General features: G+C 70.0%; 17 protein-coding genes and 1 pseudogene. 13 read left to right on the forward strand and 5 right to left on the reverse strand.

Features of this window, described 5'->3' with window-relative positions; genetic code table 11:
- Positions 1 to 21: 21 nt before the first annotated feature.
- The 5 genes from ACH4YL_RS27805 to ACH4YL_RS27825 form a co-directional block, all read right to left on the reverse strand.
- Positions 22 to 1128 (reverse strand): ABC transporter ATP-binding protein, encoded by a 1107-nt coding sequence (locus ACH4YL_RS27805; protein WP_398510178.1) that lies wholly within the window; start codon positions 1126 to 1128, stop codon positions 22 to 24.
- 4 nt (positions 1129 to 1132) lie between these two features.
- Positions 1133 to 2062, reverse strand: coding sequence for an ABC transporter permease (locus tag ACH4YL_RS27810; RefSeq protein WP_398510179.1), 930 nt, complete (start codon positions 2060 to 2062; stop codon positions 1133 to 1135).
- Positions 2059 to 2961, reverse strand: coding sequence for an ABC transporter permease (locus tag ACH4YL_RS27815; RefSeq protein ID WP_398510180.1), 903 nt, complete (start codon positions 2959 to 2961; stop codon positions 2059 to 2061). The genes ACH4YL_RS27810 and ACH4YL_RS27815 overlap by 4 nt, the downstream gene beginning before the upstream one ends.
- A 4-nt stretch (positions 2962 to 2965) precedes the next feature.
- Complete coding sequence (locus ACH4YL_RS27820) at positions 2966 to 4108, reverse strand: spermidine/putrescine ABC transporter substrate-binding protein (protein ID WP_398510181.1); 1143 nt, start codon at positions 4106 to 4108, stop codon at positions 2966 to 2968.
- A 197-nt stretch (positions 4109 to 4305) separates the two neighbouring features.
- Positions 4306 to 5505: an aromatic ring-hydroxylating dioxygenase subunit alpha gene (locus ACH4YL_RS27825; protein WP_398510182.1), complete on the reverse strand. Its 1200-nt coding sequence runs from the start codon at positions 5503 to 5505 to the stop codon at positions 4306 to 4308.
- 381 nt (positions 5506 to 5886) lie between these two features.
- On the opposite strand from ACH4YL_RS27825, the gene ACH4YL_RS27830 reads away from it, so the two are divergent.
- From ACH4YL_RS27830 to ACH4YL_RS27890, 13 genes and pseudogenes are all read left to right on the forward strand, one after another.
- The gene (locus tag ACH4YL_RS27830) at positions 5887 to 6324 is read left to right on the forward strand and encodes a hypothetical protein (protein WP_398510183.1); all 438 of its coding nucleotides are present in this window, start codon (positions 5887 to 5889) and stop codon (positions 6322 to 6324) included.
- Positions 6321 to 7607: an NADH-ubiquinone oxidoreductase-F iron-sulfur binding region domain-containing protein gene (locus ACH4YL_RS27835; protein ID WP_398510184.1), complete on the forward strand. Its 1287-nt coding sequence runs from the start codon at positions 6321 to 6323 to the stop codon at positions 7605 to 7607. Before ACH4YL_RS27830 ends, ACH4YL_RS27835 begins: the two co-directional genes overlap by 4 nt.
- Positions 7604 to 7795, forward strand: coding sequence for a ferredoxin (locus tag ACH4YL_RS27840; protein WP_398510185.1), 192 nt, complete (start codon positions 7604 to 7606; stop codon positions 7793 to 7795). Before ACH4YL_RS27835 ends, ACH4YL_RS27840 begins: the two co-directional genes overlap by 4 nt.
- Position 7796: 1 nt before the next feature.
- Positions 7797 to 9857, forward strand: coding sequence for an acetate--CoA ligase family protein (locus tag ACH4YL_RS27845; protein WP_398510186.1), 2061 nt, complete (start codon positions 7797 to 7799; stop codon positions 9855 to 9857).
- 49 nt (positions 9858 to 9906) lie between these two features.
- The gene (locus ACH4YL_RS27850) at positions 9907 to 11079 is read left to right on the forward strand and encodes an acyl-CoA dehydrogenase family protein (RefSeq protein ID WP_398510187.1); all 1173 of its coding nucleotides are present in this window, start codon (positions 9907 to 9909) and stop codon (positions 11077 to 11079) included.
- Positions 11080 to 11132: 53 nt separating this feature from the next.
- On the forward strand, positions 11133 to 12314 hold the full coding sequence (locus ACH4YL_RS27855) for an acyl-CoA dehydrogenase family protein (protein ID WP_398510188.1): 1182 nt from the start codon (positions 11133 to 11135) through the stop codon (positions 12312 to 12314).
- 88 nt (positions 12315 to 12402) lie between these two features.
- Positions 12403 to 13263, forward strand: a complete 861-nt coding sequence (locus ACH4YL_RS27860; protein ID WP_398510189.1) for a 3-hydroxybutyryl-CoA dehydrogenase — start codon at positions 12403 to 12405, stop codon at positions 13261 to 13263.
- Positions 13260 to 14000: a TetR/AcrR family transcriptional regulator gene (locus ACH4YL_RS27865; RefSeq protein ID WP_398510190.1), complete on the forward strand. Its 741-nt coding sequence runs from the start codon at positions 13260 to 13262 to the stop codon at positions 13998 to 14000. Before ACH4YL_RS27860 ends, ACH4YL_RS27865 begins: the two co-directional genes overlap by 4 nt.
- A 26-nt stretch (positions 14001 to 14026) precedes the next feature.
- Positions 14027 to 14719, forward strand: coding sequence for a histone deacetylase (locus ACH4YL_RS27870; RefSeq protein ID WP_398510191.1), 693 nt, complete (start codon positions 14027 to 14029; stop codon positions 14717 to 14719).
- Positions 14720 to 14764: 45 nt separating this feature from the next.
- Positions 14765 to 15529 carry a crotonase/enoyl-CoA hydratase family protein gene (locus ACH4YL_RS27875; protein ID WP_398510192.1) on the forward strand — a complete coding sequence of 255 codons (765 nt, stop codon included), beginning with the start codon at positions 14765 to 14767 and terminating at the stop codon, positions 15527 to 15529.
- A gap of 261 nt (positions 15530 to 15790) precedes the next feature.
- Complete coding sequence (locus ACH4YL_RS27880) at positions 15791 to 16864, forward strand: mechanosensitive ion channel family protein (RefSeq protein WP_398510193.1); 1074 nt, start codon at positions 15791 to 15793, stop codon at positions 16862 to 16864.
- 274 nt (positions 16865 to 17138) lie between these two features.
- Positions 17139 to 17339, forward strand: a pseudogene (locus tag ACH4YL_RS27885) (molybdopterin-dependent oxidoreductase); the annotation flags it as partial.
- Positions 17340 to 17444: 105 nt separating this feature from the next.
- On the forward strand, positions 17445 to 17840 hold the full coding sequence (locus ACH4YL_RS27890; protein ID WP_398510194.1) for a molybdopterin-binding protein: 396 nt from the start codon (positions 17445 to 17447) through the stop codon (positions 17838 to 17840).
- Positions 17841 to 17857: the final 17 nt, after the last annotated feature.

Genomic DNA, 17857 nt, shown 5'->3' on the forward strand with positions numbered 1-17857 from the left:
TTGGCTGCTGCGGCGGGGCGGTCAGTCGAGGACCAGGCAGTGTTCGGGCCGCCAGCCGATCTCGACGCTCTCGCCGCCGCTCCAGCGGTCCTCCATACGGGAGCGGTCGGTGTTCTGCTCCAGCACTGACACGGTGACGCCGGGGGCGAGTTCGATGAGGTACGTGGTGGTCGGGCCGGAGTAGACGGTCTCCCGGACCACTCCGCTCACCCGGGCCATGTCCGGTCCGAGGTCGGAGAGCCAGATCTTCTCGGGCCGGATGGCGAGGCTGACCCGGCTGCCGTCGGTGATGCCGGTGCGGGGTCCGACGGGCAGGGCGGGTCCCTGGTCCATGACGACCTCGCCGGAGCGGTAGGTGCCGGGGACGAGGTTGGATGTGCCCATGAAGGAGGCGACGAAGCTGCTCGCCGGGCGTTCGTACACGTCCTCCGGGGTTCCGCACTGCTCGACGTGGCCCTCGTTCATCACCGCCAGCCGGTCCGACATGGTCAGCGCCTCGTCCTGGTCGTGCGTGACGAAGACGAAGGTGATACCGACCTCGCGCTGGATCTGCTTGAGCTCCACCTGCATCTGGCGGCGGAGTTTGAGGTCGAGGGCGGCCAGCGGCTCGTCGAGCAGCAGGACTTGGGGACGGTTGACGAGTGCGCGGGCCAGGGCCACGCGCTGGCGCTGGCCGCCGGAGAGGGTACGGGGCTTGCGGTCGGCGAGGTCGGCGAGTTGCACCTGGTCGAGCATGGTGGCGACCCGTTCGCGTATCTCGGCGCGTGCGATGCCCTTGCGCTTGAGGCCGAAGGCCACGTTGTCGGCGACCGAGAGGTGGTCGAAGAGGGCATAGCTCTGGAAGACGGTGTTGACGTTGCGCTTGTTCGGCGGCAGGCCGGTGACGTCCTCGCCGGCGAGCAGGATGGCGCCTTCGGTGGGATCGGTGAAGCCGCCGATCATCCGCAGCGAGGTGGTCTTGCCGCAGCCGGAGGGGCCGAGGAGGGAGAAGAACTCGCCGGGCGCGATGTCCAGGGTGAGGTCCTGGACGGCGTACGAGTCGCCGTAGCTCTTGCTGATGCCGTCGAGCCGGACGGCGGACGTGGTGTGCGTCGTCGCGCCGGCTGCCTTGGTGGTCGTGGAGGTCACGGGGTCACTTCCCGGAGAGGAGGTCGAGGCCGCCGCGACGGCCGAACAGACGCGGGATGAACAGGGCCAGGGCGATGAGGCCGATGGAGCCGGCGAGCATCAGCGTGCCGACGGCGTTGATGGTGGGCTGTACGCCGAACCGGATCGCCGAGTAGATCCGTACGGACAGCGGCTGCGGGTCGACTCCGGTGGTGAAGTACGCGAGGACGAAGTCGTCGAAGACGAGCGCGAAGACGAGCACGGCCGAGGCGAGGATGCTGGGGAGCAGAGCGGGCAGGGTCACCAGGCGCAGCGCCTGCCAGCGGGTGGCTCCGAGGTCCATCGCGGCCTCCTCGACCTCCGGGTTGAGGGCGGCGATCCGCGACCGCAGGATGACCGTCACGTAGGAGATGGAGAAGGTGATCTCGGCGAGCATCACCGTGCCGGTGGAGAGGGTGATGCCCATGCCCTTGAAGAGCATCATCGCCGCGACGCCCGTGACGATCTCGGGCGTGATCAGCGGGACGAGCATGATCAGGCCCGCGAGGGAGCCGAAGCGACTGCGGCAGCGCACCAGGCCGAGGGCCAGGGCCACCCCGAGTATCAGCGACCCGGCCATGGCCACCAGGGACACCCGCAGGCTCATGCCGAGCGAGTCGAGCAGGGCCTGGTCCTGGAAGAAGGCCGAGTACCAGCGGAAGCTGAAGTCCTTGAAGACGGTGAGCGATTTCTGGGAGTTGAAGGAGAAGAGGATGACGACGCCGATGGGCAGGTAGAGGAGCGCGAAGAACGCTGCCGTGACTCCGAGGGCGAAGCGGGGCCTGCGGTCGGTGCCGCGACGGCGGCGCTTCGGGGCGGCGGCCCTGCCGGACGCGCCGGCGGTCGGGCCGCTGTGCGCGCGTGGGGCCGGACGGGCGGCGGGGCGGTGCGGTTTGAGGGCGGGGCGCAGCGTCATCGGACCGCCTCCGCCTCGTCCTTGCGGGCCCGCCGCAGGTAGCCGAGCATCCCGATGAAGAGGACGGCCATCATCAGCATGGTGAGTGCCGAGCCGAGCGGCCAGTTCTGGCCCTGGAAGAACTTGTCCTGGATCAGGTTGCCGATCATGATCTGGTCGGGGCCTCCCATCAGTTGGGCGCTGACGAAGTCGCCCATGGCGGGCAGGAAGACAAGGACACAGCCGGCGGCCGCGCCCTGCCGGGTGGCGGGCAGGGTGACGAAGAAGAAGGTCCGCAGGGGACCTCCGTAGAGGTCACGGCCTGCTTCGATCAAGGACACGTCCATGCGCTCCAGCGCCGCGTACAGCGGGATGATCATGAACACGATGAAGCCGTAGACCAGTCCGGCGATGACGCCCACGCCGGTCTGCAGGATCTTGGTACCGCCGTCGGCGAGTCCCATGGCGCGCAGCGCCTTCAGCAGCGGGCCGTCGTCGGACAGGACGACGGACCAGCCGTACATCCGCACCAGGTAATTGGCGAAGAACGGGACGACGATGGCGGCGATCAGGAGGTTCTTGAAGCGTCCGCCGTACAAGGCGATGGCGTACGCGACCGGGTAGGCCACGACCAGACAGATGACGCAGGTGAGCAGTGAGTAGCCGAGGGAACGCAGCAGCACGGCCCGGTAGGCGGGCTCGGCCAGTGCCGCGATGTTCTCGAAGTTGAGTCCGAACTGCGGATTGCCGAGCGGGTCGGTGGTGCCGAGCGACAGGGTGGCGACCAGGACGAGGGAGCCGATGAGGAAGGCGGACATCCAGAGAGTGCCCGGGATCATCAGCCAGGTCCACAGCCGGTTGCCGGCTGCGGTCGGCGCTTTGCGCGCCCCGGGCGACGGGTGATCCGTGCGTCGTTTCACGTCGTCAGCCGGCCTTCACCTGGGTCCAGGCGGTGTCCCGGGCGCGCTCGCCCTTCGCCGTGCCGTTGCGGAAGTACAGGTCGTCCTTCAGGTCGTAGGCGGAGACCAGGCACTCGGGGAAGGGCTCGACGAGCGCGGAGTAGGTGTCCTCGCTGCCGGCGACCGGCATCGGATAGCCGATGTACTCGATGTTCTTCTTCACGTTCTCCGGGCGGAGCATGTAGTCGATGAAGAGCATCGCTGTGCCGGGGTGGGGTGCGTCGGACGGTATGGCGTAGCAGTCGGAGTTGACCGGAGCCCCTTCCTTCGCGACTTCGAAGCCGAAGACCGAGGGGTCCTTCGCCTGGCCCAGCATGGCGGCCATGTCGCCGCTCCATGCCTGCGTCATGACCGCGTTGCCGTTGAGCAGGTTGTTGTAGCTGTCGCTCGAGAAACCGCGCAGATGGGGGCGCAGGGAACGCAGGGTGCTGGTGATACGGCCCAGCTCGCCCACGTCGGACGTGGAGACGTCGAGGCCGAGCTTGAGCGCCGCCATGCCGAGGACCTCGTCGCGGTCGTCGAGTACGAAGACCTTGCCCTTGGCCCGGGCGTTCCACAGGTCGTCCCAGGAGCCGGCCAGGTCGCCGCCGATCTTGTCCTTCCGCCAGCCGATCCCGGTCTTGTACATGGTGAACGGGACGGTGTGCCGGGATCCGGAGTCGTACCAGGGGTCGGCGAAGTAGTCGTAGCTGCCGAAGACCGCTTCGGCGTTCTTGAGCTGCTTGTGGTCGATGCTGCGCAGCCGGCCTCCGGCGGTCAGTCGCTGGGCCCATTTCGCGGTGGGGAAGATGATGTCGTAGCGGTTCCCCGCGTTGAGCTTGGCTGCCATGCCTTCCATGGAGTCGAAGTTCGACTGGATGACCTTGACGCCGTACTCCTTCTGGAATCCGGCGAAGACGGCCGGGTCGACGAAGTCCGCCCAGTTGAAATAGACGAGGTCGCCGTCGACCTTGACGTCGATGGGTTCCTCCTGGGCCTTCTTGTCGGCCGTGCCTGCGGAGGAGAATCCGCAGCCGGCCGCGGTCAGGCCCAGGCCGAGTCCGACGGCCGTGGCGGAGCCGGTGCGGAGGAATGAGCGGCGGGAGAATCGGGGTGCCTCGGGGGACATCAAGGGGTCCTCTCCGTGGGGTCCGTGCGGGGGGACGGACGGCTGTTCGGGGTGGGTTGTCCTGTGCACGGATTCGCTGATTCCGTTTCCGTGCGGGACCGGGGAGCCGCTGCCGGTGCGGGGGCACCGCCATAGTGGCTCGACTGCGGGGTGGGCTCGGCGGTTCACTGCTCCGGGCCTGCGTGGAGGGGGACGGCTCAGGTCTCCGCGCCGTCGAGATCGGCCCGCACGCGGCCGGCGAACCAGCCGACGGCCGACTCGCGCCGGGACAGCGGGCCGGGCTCGAACCCGGGGGTGGTGAGTCCTTTCTGCACCCTGGCCACCAACTCGGCGTCCTCGTCGTTGGTGATCCAGCCGATGTGAATGTTCAGCCGCCGGGCGAGGCGGGTACGCAGCCCGGTCCCGCGGCGGGTGTAGAACGCGCCGGGTACGGCCACGCGGTCCACGGCCGTGGGGATTGCGGTCCAGGCAAGCACATGGTCGGGGTAAAAGTCGATGAGTGTATTGGGGTAGATCACGGCATATCGCCAGACCCGGCGGTCGGCCTCGGTGAGACCGGGCATGGGTGCGGTAATGCGCTGGTAGAGGCGTTCAGCCCAGTTCGAGGACGGCTTGTCGCGCAGGGGCGAGGCGAACAGCGCGTAGGACTCCTCGATCTCGCAGGTGTAGCGCTGGTAGTCGAGCAGCCGCATCAGACCGGGGTGGGCGACCGGGACGTGGTAGCCCTCCAGGTAGTTGTCGACGGCCACTTTCCAGTTGGCGTGCTGGACCTCCGCGCCCGCCAGATCATGGATACGGCTGCGGCCGATCGGTACCAGATCGGTACCGGCGTAGTGGCCGACCGCCTCGGCGAGGCCCGCGCACTGCTCGGCGAGCGGTACGGCGTCGGGGTCGTGGTTGACAAAGACGAATCCGAGGAACGATTCGACGCGGACCGGGAAGAGCCCGAGCCGGGGCTTGTCGAGGCAGGGGATCTGGCGTGCCTCGGGGGCGCCGACCAGGCTTCCGTCGAGCTTGTAGGTCCAGCCGTGGTAGGGACAGCGGATCGCCTTGCCCGCCGGCTCGGGGGCGGTGACCAGCCGGGTTCCGCGGTGCCTGCAGACGTTGAGGTGCGCCGCCAGGCCTCCGTCCTCGGTGCGGACCACCAGGACCTCGCGGCCCGCTGCGGTGGCGGCGAGCCGGGAGCCGGGCCCGGGAAGGTCCGATTCATGGCAGACCAGCTGCCAGGACTTCGCGAAGATGTGCCGGGTCTCGGCGGTGGCCGTGTCCGGATCGGTGTAGTAGCGGCCGGCCAGGGCGTGACCGACCGGGGCCTGCTCGGGCGGGGCCTGCCCTGGCGGGCTCGGTGTGCCCTGCCGCTCCGGCGGAGCGGTGGGCGCGTGGGCTTTCTGCTGCATTCGGCTGACTCCTCCATGCCGCCTGCGCGGCGATCGGTGTCGAGGCGGCCCAGCGGGTGCCTGCGGGGCCCCGGTGTGCCCCGGGAAACCACGCTGACTAATTGGTCAGTTAGATTGCGTGGAGGTTTCCCTGCTGTCAAGGCTTGCAGACTAACTGATTGATTAGTTAGCGTAGCTCTCGTCGTCGCACACCGACATGCGCCGCAGCCCGTCAACCCGGATGCGGCAGCGTCACGGGCGACGACCGCCCGGCCAGCGAAAGCCCGCCGCGGCGTCCACCCCCTGCAGCGAGCCGCAGCAAACGCTCGCCGTATCCCGATTCACCTCGGTAACCGGCACCGCCCGTGCCGGCCACCTCCCACCCCCCTCCCGGAGGCACGCATGAGCGGTCGTCGGAGTCTGGTCTGGCTCGGGCTCACCCCCGAGCCGGAGCGGGAACTTCCCCCGAGCGTCGCTGCCCTGCGTAACCGTGCGCGGAGCACGGCAACCGCACCCCCGGAACTCGCCGCCGCCGAGCGGCGCCGCGTGGAGCGTCTGGTCCTGCACGGCACCGAGCGCACCTGGCTGCGCTATCTCGCCGAGGTCACCGAGCTCGTAACCGCTGTCGCCGACGGCTCCCGGCCGGGCGACCGGCAGGCAGCGCTACTCGCGGGCGAGGTGGTGCTCGACCACCACCGCATGCTCATCGGCCTACCCGGCCCCGGCTACGACCGGACAGCGGCCGACCGCAGAGCCCTGGACGCGGCGGTGCGGACTCTGCGCACCGCCACCCTCGACCCGGCGCCCGGCGCCGCATCACCCGACGGAGGTCGACGATGACGGCGATCCGATCCCTGATGCCGGGGCGGCCGGCCACCCTGCTCGGCACGGCACCGGAGAGCATGGAGGACGCCGCAGCGTACGAGGCCGCAGGCGGCTACGGGACAGGCTGCGGGCCGGAACAACTGCTGGAGCACATCGCCACCGCCGGGCTGCGCGGCCGCGGCGGGGCCGGGTTTCCGGCCGCCGTGAAGCTGGCGGCCGTACGGGACGGCGATGGGCCCCCGGTCGTGGTGGCGAACGGCGAGGAAGGCGAACCCGGCTCGGTCAAGGACCGGTGGCTGCTGCGGGCCCGGCCCCATCTCGTCCTGGACGGCCTCGCCCGCGCGGCCTCGATCACCGGCGCCACACGAAGCTACGTCTATGTCTCCGACCCGGTGGCGGCAGCAAGCGTCCGCCGGGCGCTCGCCGAGTGGGTTCCCGCACTGCCCGTCGAGGTGATCGAGACCGAGCACGCCTACGTCGCCGGCGAGGAGACGGCGGTGGTGCGAAGGATCAACGGCGGACCGGCCCTGCCCACGGCCAAGCCACCCCGTCCGTTCCAACAGGGCGTCGGGGACAAGCCGACCCTCGTCTCCAATGTGGAGACACTCGCCCGGATCGCACTCATCGCCGCCCGGCCGGACCTGCGCCGGCAGATCGCCGACTCCACCTTGGTGACGCTCTCCGGCACCAGCGGTCATGCACTGCTCACCGAAGTTTCGTGCGACACCACGCTGCGCGCACTGGCCGCCGCCCAAGGCACTGCCGAGGCGACCGGCGCCCTGATGGGCGGCCTCTTCGGCGGGTTGATCGCGGACGGCTCGCTGGACCTGCCTCTCGAACGCCAAGCGCTGGCCGCCGCGGGCACCACGGTGGGCTGCGGCGCGATCCGCTTCCTCGCTCCCGGCGAATGCCCCGTCACCGCGGCCGCCGACGCCGTGAGCCATCTCGCGGCCGAGAGCGCCCGGCAGTGCGGTGTCTGCGTCGCGGGCACGGCAGCGGTCCGCGACACCCTGCACTCACTCGCCACAGGCAGGCCGGACCCCGACGCCGTCACCAAACTGCTCCGCTGGTCCGCCGGCCTTCCCGGACGCGGGGCGTGCGGCTTGCTGGACGCCGCAGCCGGTACGGCCGGAAGCCTCCTGCGCGCCTTCCCGGACATCACCCGGGCCCACGTCGAATCCCCCTGCCGAGCCTGTTCCGCCGTGCCCCCCGACGGCGGCAGTCGGCTCGCCGTGGCCGTACCCGCGGTCGCCGCCTCCCTTGCGACTCCTGTGCCCGCGCTGAAAGGAACACCGTGAAACTCCTTCTCGACTCCACTCTCTGCCAGGGCTACGGGCTCTGCCAGGAACACGCTCCCGACCTCGTCGACCTCGACGAGTGGGGCTACGCGGCGATCATCGCCGTAGCGGTACCCGACGGCCGCGAAGCGGCCGCCCGCGACTGCGCGGCAGCCTGCCCCAACTCCGCCCTCCGGCTGGAGAATTGACATGGGACGTGATCTGACCGCGCTCTTCGACCCCAAGTCCGTCGCCGTGGTCGGCGCCAGCGACGACCCCGCAAAGTACGGCCATTCCGTGGCCGCACAGGCACTGCGCGCCCCCGACCGGCGGCCCGTCCACCTGGTGAACCGCCGCGGCGGTACGGTCCTCGGCCGTACGGCGGCCACCTGCCTCGCGGAGATCGGTGAACCGGTCGACCTGGTCGTGATCTCCGTACCTGGCCGGGGATTCGAAGCCGCCGTCGACGACGCGCTCGCCTGCGGAGCCCGCGCGATCGTCGGCATCACCGCCGGCTTCGCCGAAACCGGCGCAGCCGGACTGGCCCGGCAGCGGGCGATCGCCGCCCGGGTACAGGACGCGGGAGCGGTGCTGGTCGGCCCCAACTGCCTCGGCATCGCCGACAACACGACGGAGCTCTACTTGGCCTCCGACACCTTCACGGCCGGCGGGATCGCCCTGCTCAGCCAGAGCGGCAACCTCGCGCTGGAACTCCAGCTCCGCTGCGCACCGCACCGACTGGGATTCTCCCGCTTTGTCTCCCTCGGCAACCAGGCCGATGTCACCCTGGTCGACCTCGTCGAGGACTGCGCGCGCCACGAAGCCACCTCGGCCATCGCCGTGTACGCCGAGGACTTCGGAGACGGCCGCGCCTTCGCCCGGGCCGCCGCCGCGGCGGGCAAGCCGGTCGTGCTGCTCACCGCGGGGCGCGGCTCCGCCTCCGCCCGCAGCGCCCAGTCGCACACCGGCGCGCTCACCACCTCGTCCGACGTGGTGGCCGCGGCGTGCCGCGACGCCGGAGTCGAACTCGTCGCCACAGCACGCGAGATGACCGTCGTCCTGGCGGCACTCAACGCGGGCTCCCGCGCCACCGGCCGACGTACCGCGGTGCTGACCGACGGCGGTGGCCACGGCGTCATCGCCGCCGACGCGGCCGAGGCCGCGAGCCTCGACGTCCCCGAACTCGGCGCCCCGGCGCAGGAACGGCTCAGGGCCCTGCTGTGGGAGCAGTCCGCGGTGGGCAACCCGGTCGACCTGGCCGGGATGGGCGAGCAGAACCCGCTGTCGTACGCCACCACCGTCGGCGGGCTGCTCACCACCGACGAGGTCGACACCGTCCTGATGACGGGATACTTCGGCGGCTACGCCGCCTCCGGCGGTGGACTCGGCGGCGGAGGTGCCACGCTCGGGGAGGGCGAGGCACAGGCCGCGCGGGAAATCGTCACGCACTGGCGGGCGACACCCAAGCCCCTGGTCGTGCAGTCCATGTACCCGCATTCGCCGAGCTGCCGGACGCTGGCCGACGCGGGGATACCGGTGTTCGGCGCAACGGAGGACGCCGCCCGCGCTCTCGCGGCGATGACAGCTTCCCAGGCGGCCGGTCCAGCCGGGATCGCCCCGCTGCCCGCGGCCGCCACGCCCCTGCGGGACGTCGGGTACCACGCGGTCCGGGCCCTGCTCAGTGCCGCCGGCGTGCCGTTTCCCGAGGCGCGCGAGATCGCGGACGAGGACCAACTGCTCGCCGCTGCCGAGGAGTTCAGCGGTCCGTATGTACTCAAGGCCCTGCACGTCCTGCACAAGTCCGACGCGGGCGGAGTGGCGCTGAAGCTCGCCGACCGGGACGCGCTGCTCGCCGCATACCGGGAGATGGACGCCAGACTCGGCGCGTCCGCCTACTCGGTCGAGGCGATGGCCGACCTCACCGACGGCATCGAGCTGATCGTGGGAGTCAACCAGGACCCCCGGTTCGGTCCGGTCGCCATGGTCGGGCTCGGCGGAGTCCTCACCGAGGCGCTGCACGATGTCGCCTTCTCCCTGGCGCCCGTACCCGCCGACCGCGCCGAACAGCTGCTGCGGAGTCTGCGGACCGCTTCGCTCCTGGACGGCGTCCGCGGGCGCCCCGCCGTCGACGTGGCCGCCGCGGCCGCCGTCATCGAGCGCATCACCGCCGTCGCCGCCGCCCACCCCGAGATCGCCGAACTCGAGGTCAACCCGCTGCTGGTCCGCCCGGACGGCGTACTGGCCCTGGACGCCCGGGCCGTACTGGCCTGACCGCGCCCACTCCCCCGCCCCCATCCCGCCGACTCCGAAGGACAGCACCATGGACTTCCGCTACACACCCGAGCAGGCCGACCTCAAGGCGCGGTCCGCCGCGTACGCCCGGCTGCTGATGCAGTACGAGGACCAGTCCGAGCAGGCGGGCGGACCGCTGCCCGTCGACACGGTCCGCGAGCTGACGCGCGCCGCGATCGACGCCGGCGTCTACGCGATCAACATGCCCGCCGAATGGGGCGGAGCCGGTCTGTCCCTGCTCGACCAGGTCATCGTCGAGGAGGAGTTCGGGAAGGTCACCAACTGCCTGTGGGACATTCCCTGGCGGCCCGCCAACGTCCTCGCCCACGGCACCGAGGCGCAGCGGGAGAAGTACCTGCTCCCCGTCATCCGGGGTGAGCGCTTCGACGCCTTCGCGGTCACCGAGCCCGGCGCCGGCTCGGACCCCGGCTCGGGCACCAGCACCGCCGATCGCACCATGGGCGGCTGGCTGCTCAACGGCGAGAAGTGGTTCGTGACCTGCGGTGACATCGCCGACTTCCTGCTGGTCCAGGCCGACGCGGGTCCCGAGCGTGCGCCCACGCTGTTCTTCGTGGACAAGCAGGCCCCCGGTGTCGAGATGACGCGCGTGCCCCGCTTCATGCACTCCGCCGTGAACGGGCACCCCGAGTTCACCTTCACCAACGTCTTCGTCTCCGACGACGACGTCCTCGGCGGGGTCGGCAACGGCTACGAGCTGACCAAGGAATGGTTCACGGACGAGCGGCTGATGATCGCGGCACGTACGACAGGCGCCGCGGAACGCGCGCTGGAGCTTGCGCGCGACTGGGCCGTGGAGCGCCGCCAATTCGGCTCCCGCATCGCCGACTTCCAGCTGATCCAGGGCATGCTCGCCGACTGCGCCGTCGACATCGCCGTCAACCGCGCCTACACCCACCAGGTCGCCTGGGAAGCCGACCAGCCGCACACCGACCCCAAGACCCTGCACGCGAAGGCGTCGACGGCGAAGCTCGCGGCGAGCGAGGCGGCCGGGCGGGTCATCGACCGTTGCGTGCAGATCTTCGGCGGACGCGGCTACGACCGCTCCTACCCCGTCGAGCGCCTCTACCGCGAACTGCGCGTCGACCGCATCTGGGAAGGCACCTCAGAAATCCAGCGCCTCATCGTCGCCAACGAGCTCATCAAGCGCGGCACCGGAGCGCTCGCGCTGCCCACCTTCTGACACCCGCCCGCACCTTCCCGCACCCGCTCGTACTCACAACCCCGAGGACCGACATGGACTTCCGTCTCACCGCCCGTCAGCAGGAGCTCAAGAGCACCGCGCGAGGTCTCACCGACTTCATCATGAAGTACGAGCTGGACTGCGAGGAGAACAATGGCCTGCCCCCGCAGGCCCACGCAGAGATCCGCGACGCCGTGCTCGACAGCGGGCTGCAGGCGGTCAACATGCCCGCGGAGTGGGGCGGCGCCGGCCTCTCGATCCTGGAGCAGGCCACCGTCCAGGAGGAGTTGGGGCGGCTCACGGGCGCCTTGTGGGACATGGTGTGGCGCCCGGCGAACGCCCTGAGCTTCTGCACTCCCGAACAGCGCGAGCGGTTCCTCGTCCCCGTCATCCGGGGACAGCGTCGCGACTGCTACGCCGTGACCGAGCCCGAGGCCGGGTCCGACCCGCAGAACCTGCAGACCACAGCGGTGCGCACCGGCAGCGGCTGGGTGCTCAACGGCGAGAAGTGGTTCGTCACCGTGGGCGACCACGCCGACTTCATGATCGTGCTGGCCGCCGCCGGCGAGGAGCGTGCGCCGACGCTGTTCCTGGTCGACAAGGAGACGTCCGGCATCGAGATGACGCGCGTGCCGCGTTTCATGCACACCTTCGTCTACGAGCACCCCGAGTTCACGTTCACCGACGTCCAGGTACCCGAGGACGCCGTGCTCGGCGGCATCGGGAACGGGTACGACATCACCCGCTCCTGGTTCACCGAGGAGCGGCTGATGATCGCGGCACGTACGACAGGCGCCGCGGAACGCGCGTTGGAGCTGGCGCGCGACTGGGCCGTGGAACGCCGCCAGTTCGGCTCCCCCATCGCCGACTTCCAGCTGATCCAGGGCATGCTCGCCGACTGCGCCGTCGACATCGCCGTCAACCGCGCCTACATGCACCAGGTTGCCTGGGAGGTGGACGCGGGACTGTCCGACCGCAAGACCCTCCACGCGAAGGCGGCCATCGCAAAGCTGTCGGCGAGCGAGGCGGCCGGGCGGGTCATCGACCGCTGCGTGCAGATCTTCGGCGGACGCGGTTACGACCGCTCCTACCCCGTCGAGCGCCTCTACCGCGAGCTGCGCGTCGACCGCATCTGGGAAGGCACCTCAGAAATCCAGCGCCTCATCGTCGCGGGCGAACTGGTGAAGCGCGGCACGGGCGTGCTGCAGATACCGTCCTCGTCTGAGTCCGCCTGAGCCGCCCGAGCCGGCCGGTCTCCCGGCCGCGGCCATCACCCCGCGGCCGGGACCCACTCACCCCCAACACGCTGTCACAGGAGGACCCATGACCGACATCGACCGGATCGGGATCGTGGGCTGCGGCCTGATGGGATCCGGCATCGCCGAAGTGTGCGCCCGGTCAGGACGGGAGGTCGTGGTGCTCGAAACGAGCACGGCGGCAGCCGAGGCCGGGCTCCGCCGCATCACCGGCTCCCTCGATCGCGCCACCGCCGCCGGAAAGCTGTCCGGCGCGGACCGCGACGCCGCACTGGCCCGGATCGCCACGACCACGGACATGCAGCGGATGGCCGACCGGGACCTGGTCGTCGAGGCCGTCGCCGAGGACGAAGCGGCAAAGGTGGACATCTTCTCGCGCCTCGACGCGACCGTGGAGCGGCAGGACGCGATCCTGGCGACCAACACGTCCTCGATCCCCGTCATCCGGCTGGCCGCCGCCACCGGCCGCCCCGCGCAGGTCGTCGGCCTGCACTTCTTCAACCCCGTCCCGGTACTGCCCCTGGTCGAGCTGGTGCCGTCGTTGCTGACCGGCGAGAACACGGCGCGTCGGGCGGAGCACTTCGCCTCGGACGTACTGGGCAAGCAGGTCGTCCGAGCCAGGGACCGGTCCGGATTCATCGTCAACGCCCTGCTCGTGCCTTACCTGCTGGCCGCGGTACGGATGGCCGAGTCGGGCACGGCGTCGGTGGAGGACATCGACCGGGGCATGACCCTGGGCTGCGCCCACCCGCTCGGTCCGCTCGCACTCACCGATCTCATCGGACTGGACACCACCCAGGCCATCGCGGAGTCGATGTACGAGGAGTTCCGCGAGCCGCTGTACGCACCTCCGCCGCTGCTCGCCCGGATGGTCGACGCCGGCCTGCTCGGCCGCAAGTCGGGCCGCGGCTTCCACACCTACCGATGAACCGGCGCACACTGGCCGGCAGCCGCAACGGCAGCGGCCCGAGCGGATACGGGAAGATGAACACAGCGGGAGCCGATGCCGTCCCGCCGACCGGACCGACACGCACCAACCCCGGGAGCACCGACGTGACCAAGGCCGAACGCACTCGCGAAACGCGCGAGCGGATTCTCGCCGCCGCGTGCGAAGTGATCGCCGAGGTCGGCTTCGAGAAGATCCGCATGCGCATGGTCGCCGAGCACGCAGGAGTTTCCACGGCGCTGCTGCACTACCACTTCGAGACCCGCGAGAAGCTGTTCACGGAAGCGATGACGCATTCGTTCGCGCAGACCGGCACAGAGCTCGAACGGGACGCGGACACAGTGCCCGCAGCAGTCATCCTGGCGCGCATCCTCCACACCCTCCTCCCCACGGACCCGGAGCTCCGTCAGGACTGGAAGCTCTGGCAGGAGCTGTGGGTGCGGGCCCTGCGCGACGAGACGGCACAGCAACTGGCCGTCGACCTGTACGAGCAGTTGCACGCCTGGGTCGGCCAGGCGCTGCGGCGCGGCATCGACTCGGGAGAGTTCGCACCCTGCGACGTCGACGCGACGAGCACACTCCTGCTCGCCCTGTGTGACGGGTTCGGGATCCGCCTGATGCTGGGCGACCCCCAGGTCACTCTCAAGGCCGCTCAGACTGCCATCTGGGGTGCGGTCGCCGGGACCCTCGACGTACCGGCGGAGTTCCCGGCCCTCTGAGATCGTCGACATCGGCTGGATGAAGCATGACCATCGCACACCGTATTGAGCCGGGGCCTGTGAGCGGGCCCCCGCCACAGCGAGTCTGGTACGCCTCCTACGGCTCCAACATGCACCTCGACCGGCTTGCCCAGTACATCGTCGGCGGACAGCCACCGGGTGCGGCCAGGGCGTATCCGGGATGCAGGGACCGTAGCCTGCCCGCACGCTCCATCCCGGTGGAACTCCGGGGCACCTTGTACTTCGCCACCCAATCGCCGGTGTGGGGCGGAGGCAGAGCGTTCTACGACCCGCGGCGCGATGACCGTGTGCCGGCCCGCGCACATCTCGTCTCAGCCGGCCAGTTCGCCGACATCGCGGCACAGGAGATGTACAAGGAACCTGGCACCGACCTCGACCTCACCGAGGTACTCAACGTCGGGATTGCCGCCCTCGGCACCGGACGATACGAAACCCTCGTCTGCGCCGGAGCTGTGGACGGACTGCCCGTGCTCACTTTTACGGCCCCTTGGGGCGTCGACGACGTGTCGTGGACCGAGCCGTCTCCGGCCTATATGCGCTCCCTCGCCTCCGGGCTCGTGGAGGCGGGCGCATGGGGTGTCGACGCCATCACGGCCTATCTGGCTGCCCGCCCCGGCGCGGTCGGCCACTGGACGGAGCGGCGCATCAAGGACCTGGTTCAGCCTGACCCGTCCAGGCCGTCCGACCGCCCGGAGTGACCCGGGAGTAACCTGCTCGCGTCGCCACACAAAGGGGTCCTCGCGATGCCGGTCCGGATCGAACGCCAGGAACACGTCACCACCGTCGTTCTCTCCCGCCCGGAGGTCCGCAACGCGGTGGACGGTCCGACGGCTGCCGAACTCGCCGACGCATTCAGGGCGTTCGAGGACGACGAGACGGCCCGGGTGGCGGTGCTGTGGGGCGAGGGCGGCACGTTCTGCGCGGGCGCCGACCTCAAGGCGCTCGGCACGGAACGCAGCAACCATGTCACCGAGGACGGCGACGGTCCGATGGGTCCCACGCGGATGCGGCTGTCCAAGCCGGTGATCGCGGCGGTGGCGGGCCACGCCGTCGCCGGCGGCCTGGAGCTGGCACTCTGGTGCGATCTGCGGGTCGCCGAGGAGGACGCGGTCTTCGGCGTCTTCTGCCGCCGCTGGGGCGTACCGCTCATCGACGGCGGCACCGTACGACTCCCCCGCCTCATCGGCACCAGCCGCGCGATGGACATGATCCTGACCGGCCGTCCCGTCGCGGCCCCCGAGGCGTACGAGATGGGCCTCGCGAACCGTGTCGTCCCACCGGGCCGGGCACGCGCGGAGGCCGAGGCCCTGGCCGCCTCGATCGCCCGCTTCCCGCAGGCCTGCCTCCGGGGCGACCGCAGCTCCGTCCTCGAGCAGGAGGGCCTGAGCGAGCAGGCCGCCATGCAGGGTGAACTGCGCCACGGGACGAGCGTGCTCGCGCAGAGCCTGGAAGGCGCGGCCCGGTTTTCGGCCGGGGCGGGGCGGCACGGGTCCTTCAGCGAACTCTGATGCCGTTCGGCCGACGCCTTGCGTCAACGCAGCAGTGAGCGGGGCGAGTTGGCGGCAGTGCACATGAGAAGACTGCCTGACCGAACGACCGGGCCACGAAGCACCCCCGCACGTGTAGCAAGATGAGCGGACCCGCCGGTCAACGACGCGTCGTGTCCGGCGGCTGGGCACATCCTGGAACCGAGCAGCAGGTGACAACAAGGTGACGACACATCACATACCGGGCACACGCCCCCTTCTCGGCACGATGGGAGGCAGCTGGTGAACAGAGACCTCACACTGCACGACTGGATCGTCGCGGGCATCTGGGTGGCCGTCGGGCTCGCGGCAGGCATCCTGCTGCGCCTTCTCCTGCGCTGGCTGGGCAAGCACGCGACCCGTACCCGCTGGAACGGCGACGACGTCCTCGTCGACGCGCTGCGCGCACTGGTGCCGGTCGCGGCGCTCGCGGGCGGGGTGTGGGCGGCCGCGGCGGCGCTGCCGCTGACCGGCCGGGTCAACCTCACCGTCAACCAGGTCCTGACGGTGCTGCTCATCCTGGCCGCCACGATCACCGCGGCGCGCGTGATCACCGGCCTGGTGCGGGCCGTCACACAATCGCGGTCCGGCGTCGCCGGATCGGCCACCATCTTCGTCAACATCACCCGTGTCGTCGTTCTGGCCATCGGCTGTCTGGTCGTCCTCCAGACACTGGGCATTTCCATAGCCCCGCTGCTCACGGCCCTCGGCGTCGGCGGTCTCGCGGTCGCCCTGGCCCTGCAGGACACACTCGCCAACCTCTTCGCGGGCATCCACATCCTCGCCTCGAAGACGATCCAGCCCGGCGACTACATCCGCCTCACCAGCGGGGAGGAGGGGTACGTCGTCGACATCAACTGGCGCAACACCGTCGTACGCAGCCTCTCCAACAACCTCGTCATCATCCCGAACGCCCAGCTCTCCAGCACCAACATGACCAACTACAGCCGCCCGGAACAGGAGATGACCCTGATGGTGCAGGTCGGCGTCGGCTACGACAGCGACCTGGAGCACGTGGAGCGCGTCACCTCCGAGGTCGTGACCGAGGTCATGACGGAGGTCGAGGGGGCGGTCCCCGAGCACGAACCCGCCATCCGCTTCCACACGTTCGGCGACTCGCGGATCAGCTTCACCGTGATCCTCGGCGTCGGTGAGTTCAGCGACCAGTACCGGATCAAGCACGAGTTCATCAAGCAGCTGCACAAGCGGTACCGCCTGGAAGGCATCCGCATTCCCTCTCCGGCGCGCACCGTCGCTCTCCAGCAGAACGGCGTGGCCATCCCACCGCAGCGGGACGGCTCCGTGCACATCCCGTAGAAGCATCCACGAAGCCCGGCCCCGGAGCGAACGTTCCTCGCTCCGGGCCGGGCTTCTTGGATGTGCTCGGCGTACGGCCTACTGGTAGTGCGGCCGCAGGTGGAGCGAGTTGATGGGGGTCAGGTCCACGTACTCGCCGTGACCCGCCGCCGTACTGGTTGTTCAGGTTGTGCGCGCCGTACTTCCAGTAGATGTGGCTCGGCGACACCGCCGGGTTCGGCCGGATCTCGGGCCGTCGGCACTGGACTGAGAGGGGTTCGGACCGCGTCCTGACTCGTGGGCGGAGATCGATGCCGACTTCGGCAACACGCCCATGCTGCTGGCGACCCGCCTGGACGACGAGGACCTCGACGCGACGGGCACTCAGCTCGTGGTGCCCACCGACCGCTGCGGCGCGCGCTACATCAGCGCCGTCACCAGCATCTGGATCGGCACCTGCCGGCTGCCCGACGAGCCCGTGGGTGCGCACGGCTGAGTCGGAGTCCAATCAACTGGCACTTCCTCCAGTCAACTGGCATCTGCAATGGATAATCGCATATAGACTTGCAGATGCCAGGTGGATCGTTCTAACGTGGCGCCCATGCAGTCCTACACCATCGGACAGGCGGCACGTCTGCTCGGCGTCAGTCCCGACACAGCGCGCCGCTGGGCGGACGCCGGCCGGGTCGCGACCCATCGCGACGACAGTGGCCGCCGCCTCATCGACGGCCGGGATCTGGCCGCCTTCTCCATCGAAGTCGCCCAGGGAGCCAAGGACGAGGACGACGCGCCCTACACCTCGGCCCGTAACGCCTTTCCCGGAATCGTCACCGCGGTCACGCTCGGCGACGTAGCGGCCCAGGTCGAGATCCAGGCAGGCCCGCACCGGCTCGTATCACTCCTGACCCGGGAGGCCGTGGAGGAACTGGGTCTGGAGGTCGGCATGCAGGCCACCGCCCGCGTGAAGTCGACCAGCGTTCACATCGATCGCACCTGACCCCTCGCGAACCAGCG

It is taken from the genome of Streptomyces sp. NPDC020681 (genome assembly GCF_044334895.1).
Taxonomy (GTDB): domain Bacteria; phylum Actinomycetota; class Actinomycetes; order Streptomycetales; family Streptomycetaceae; genus Streptomyces.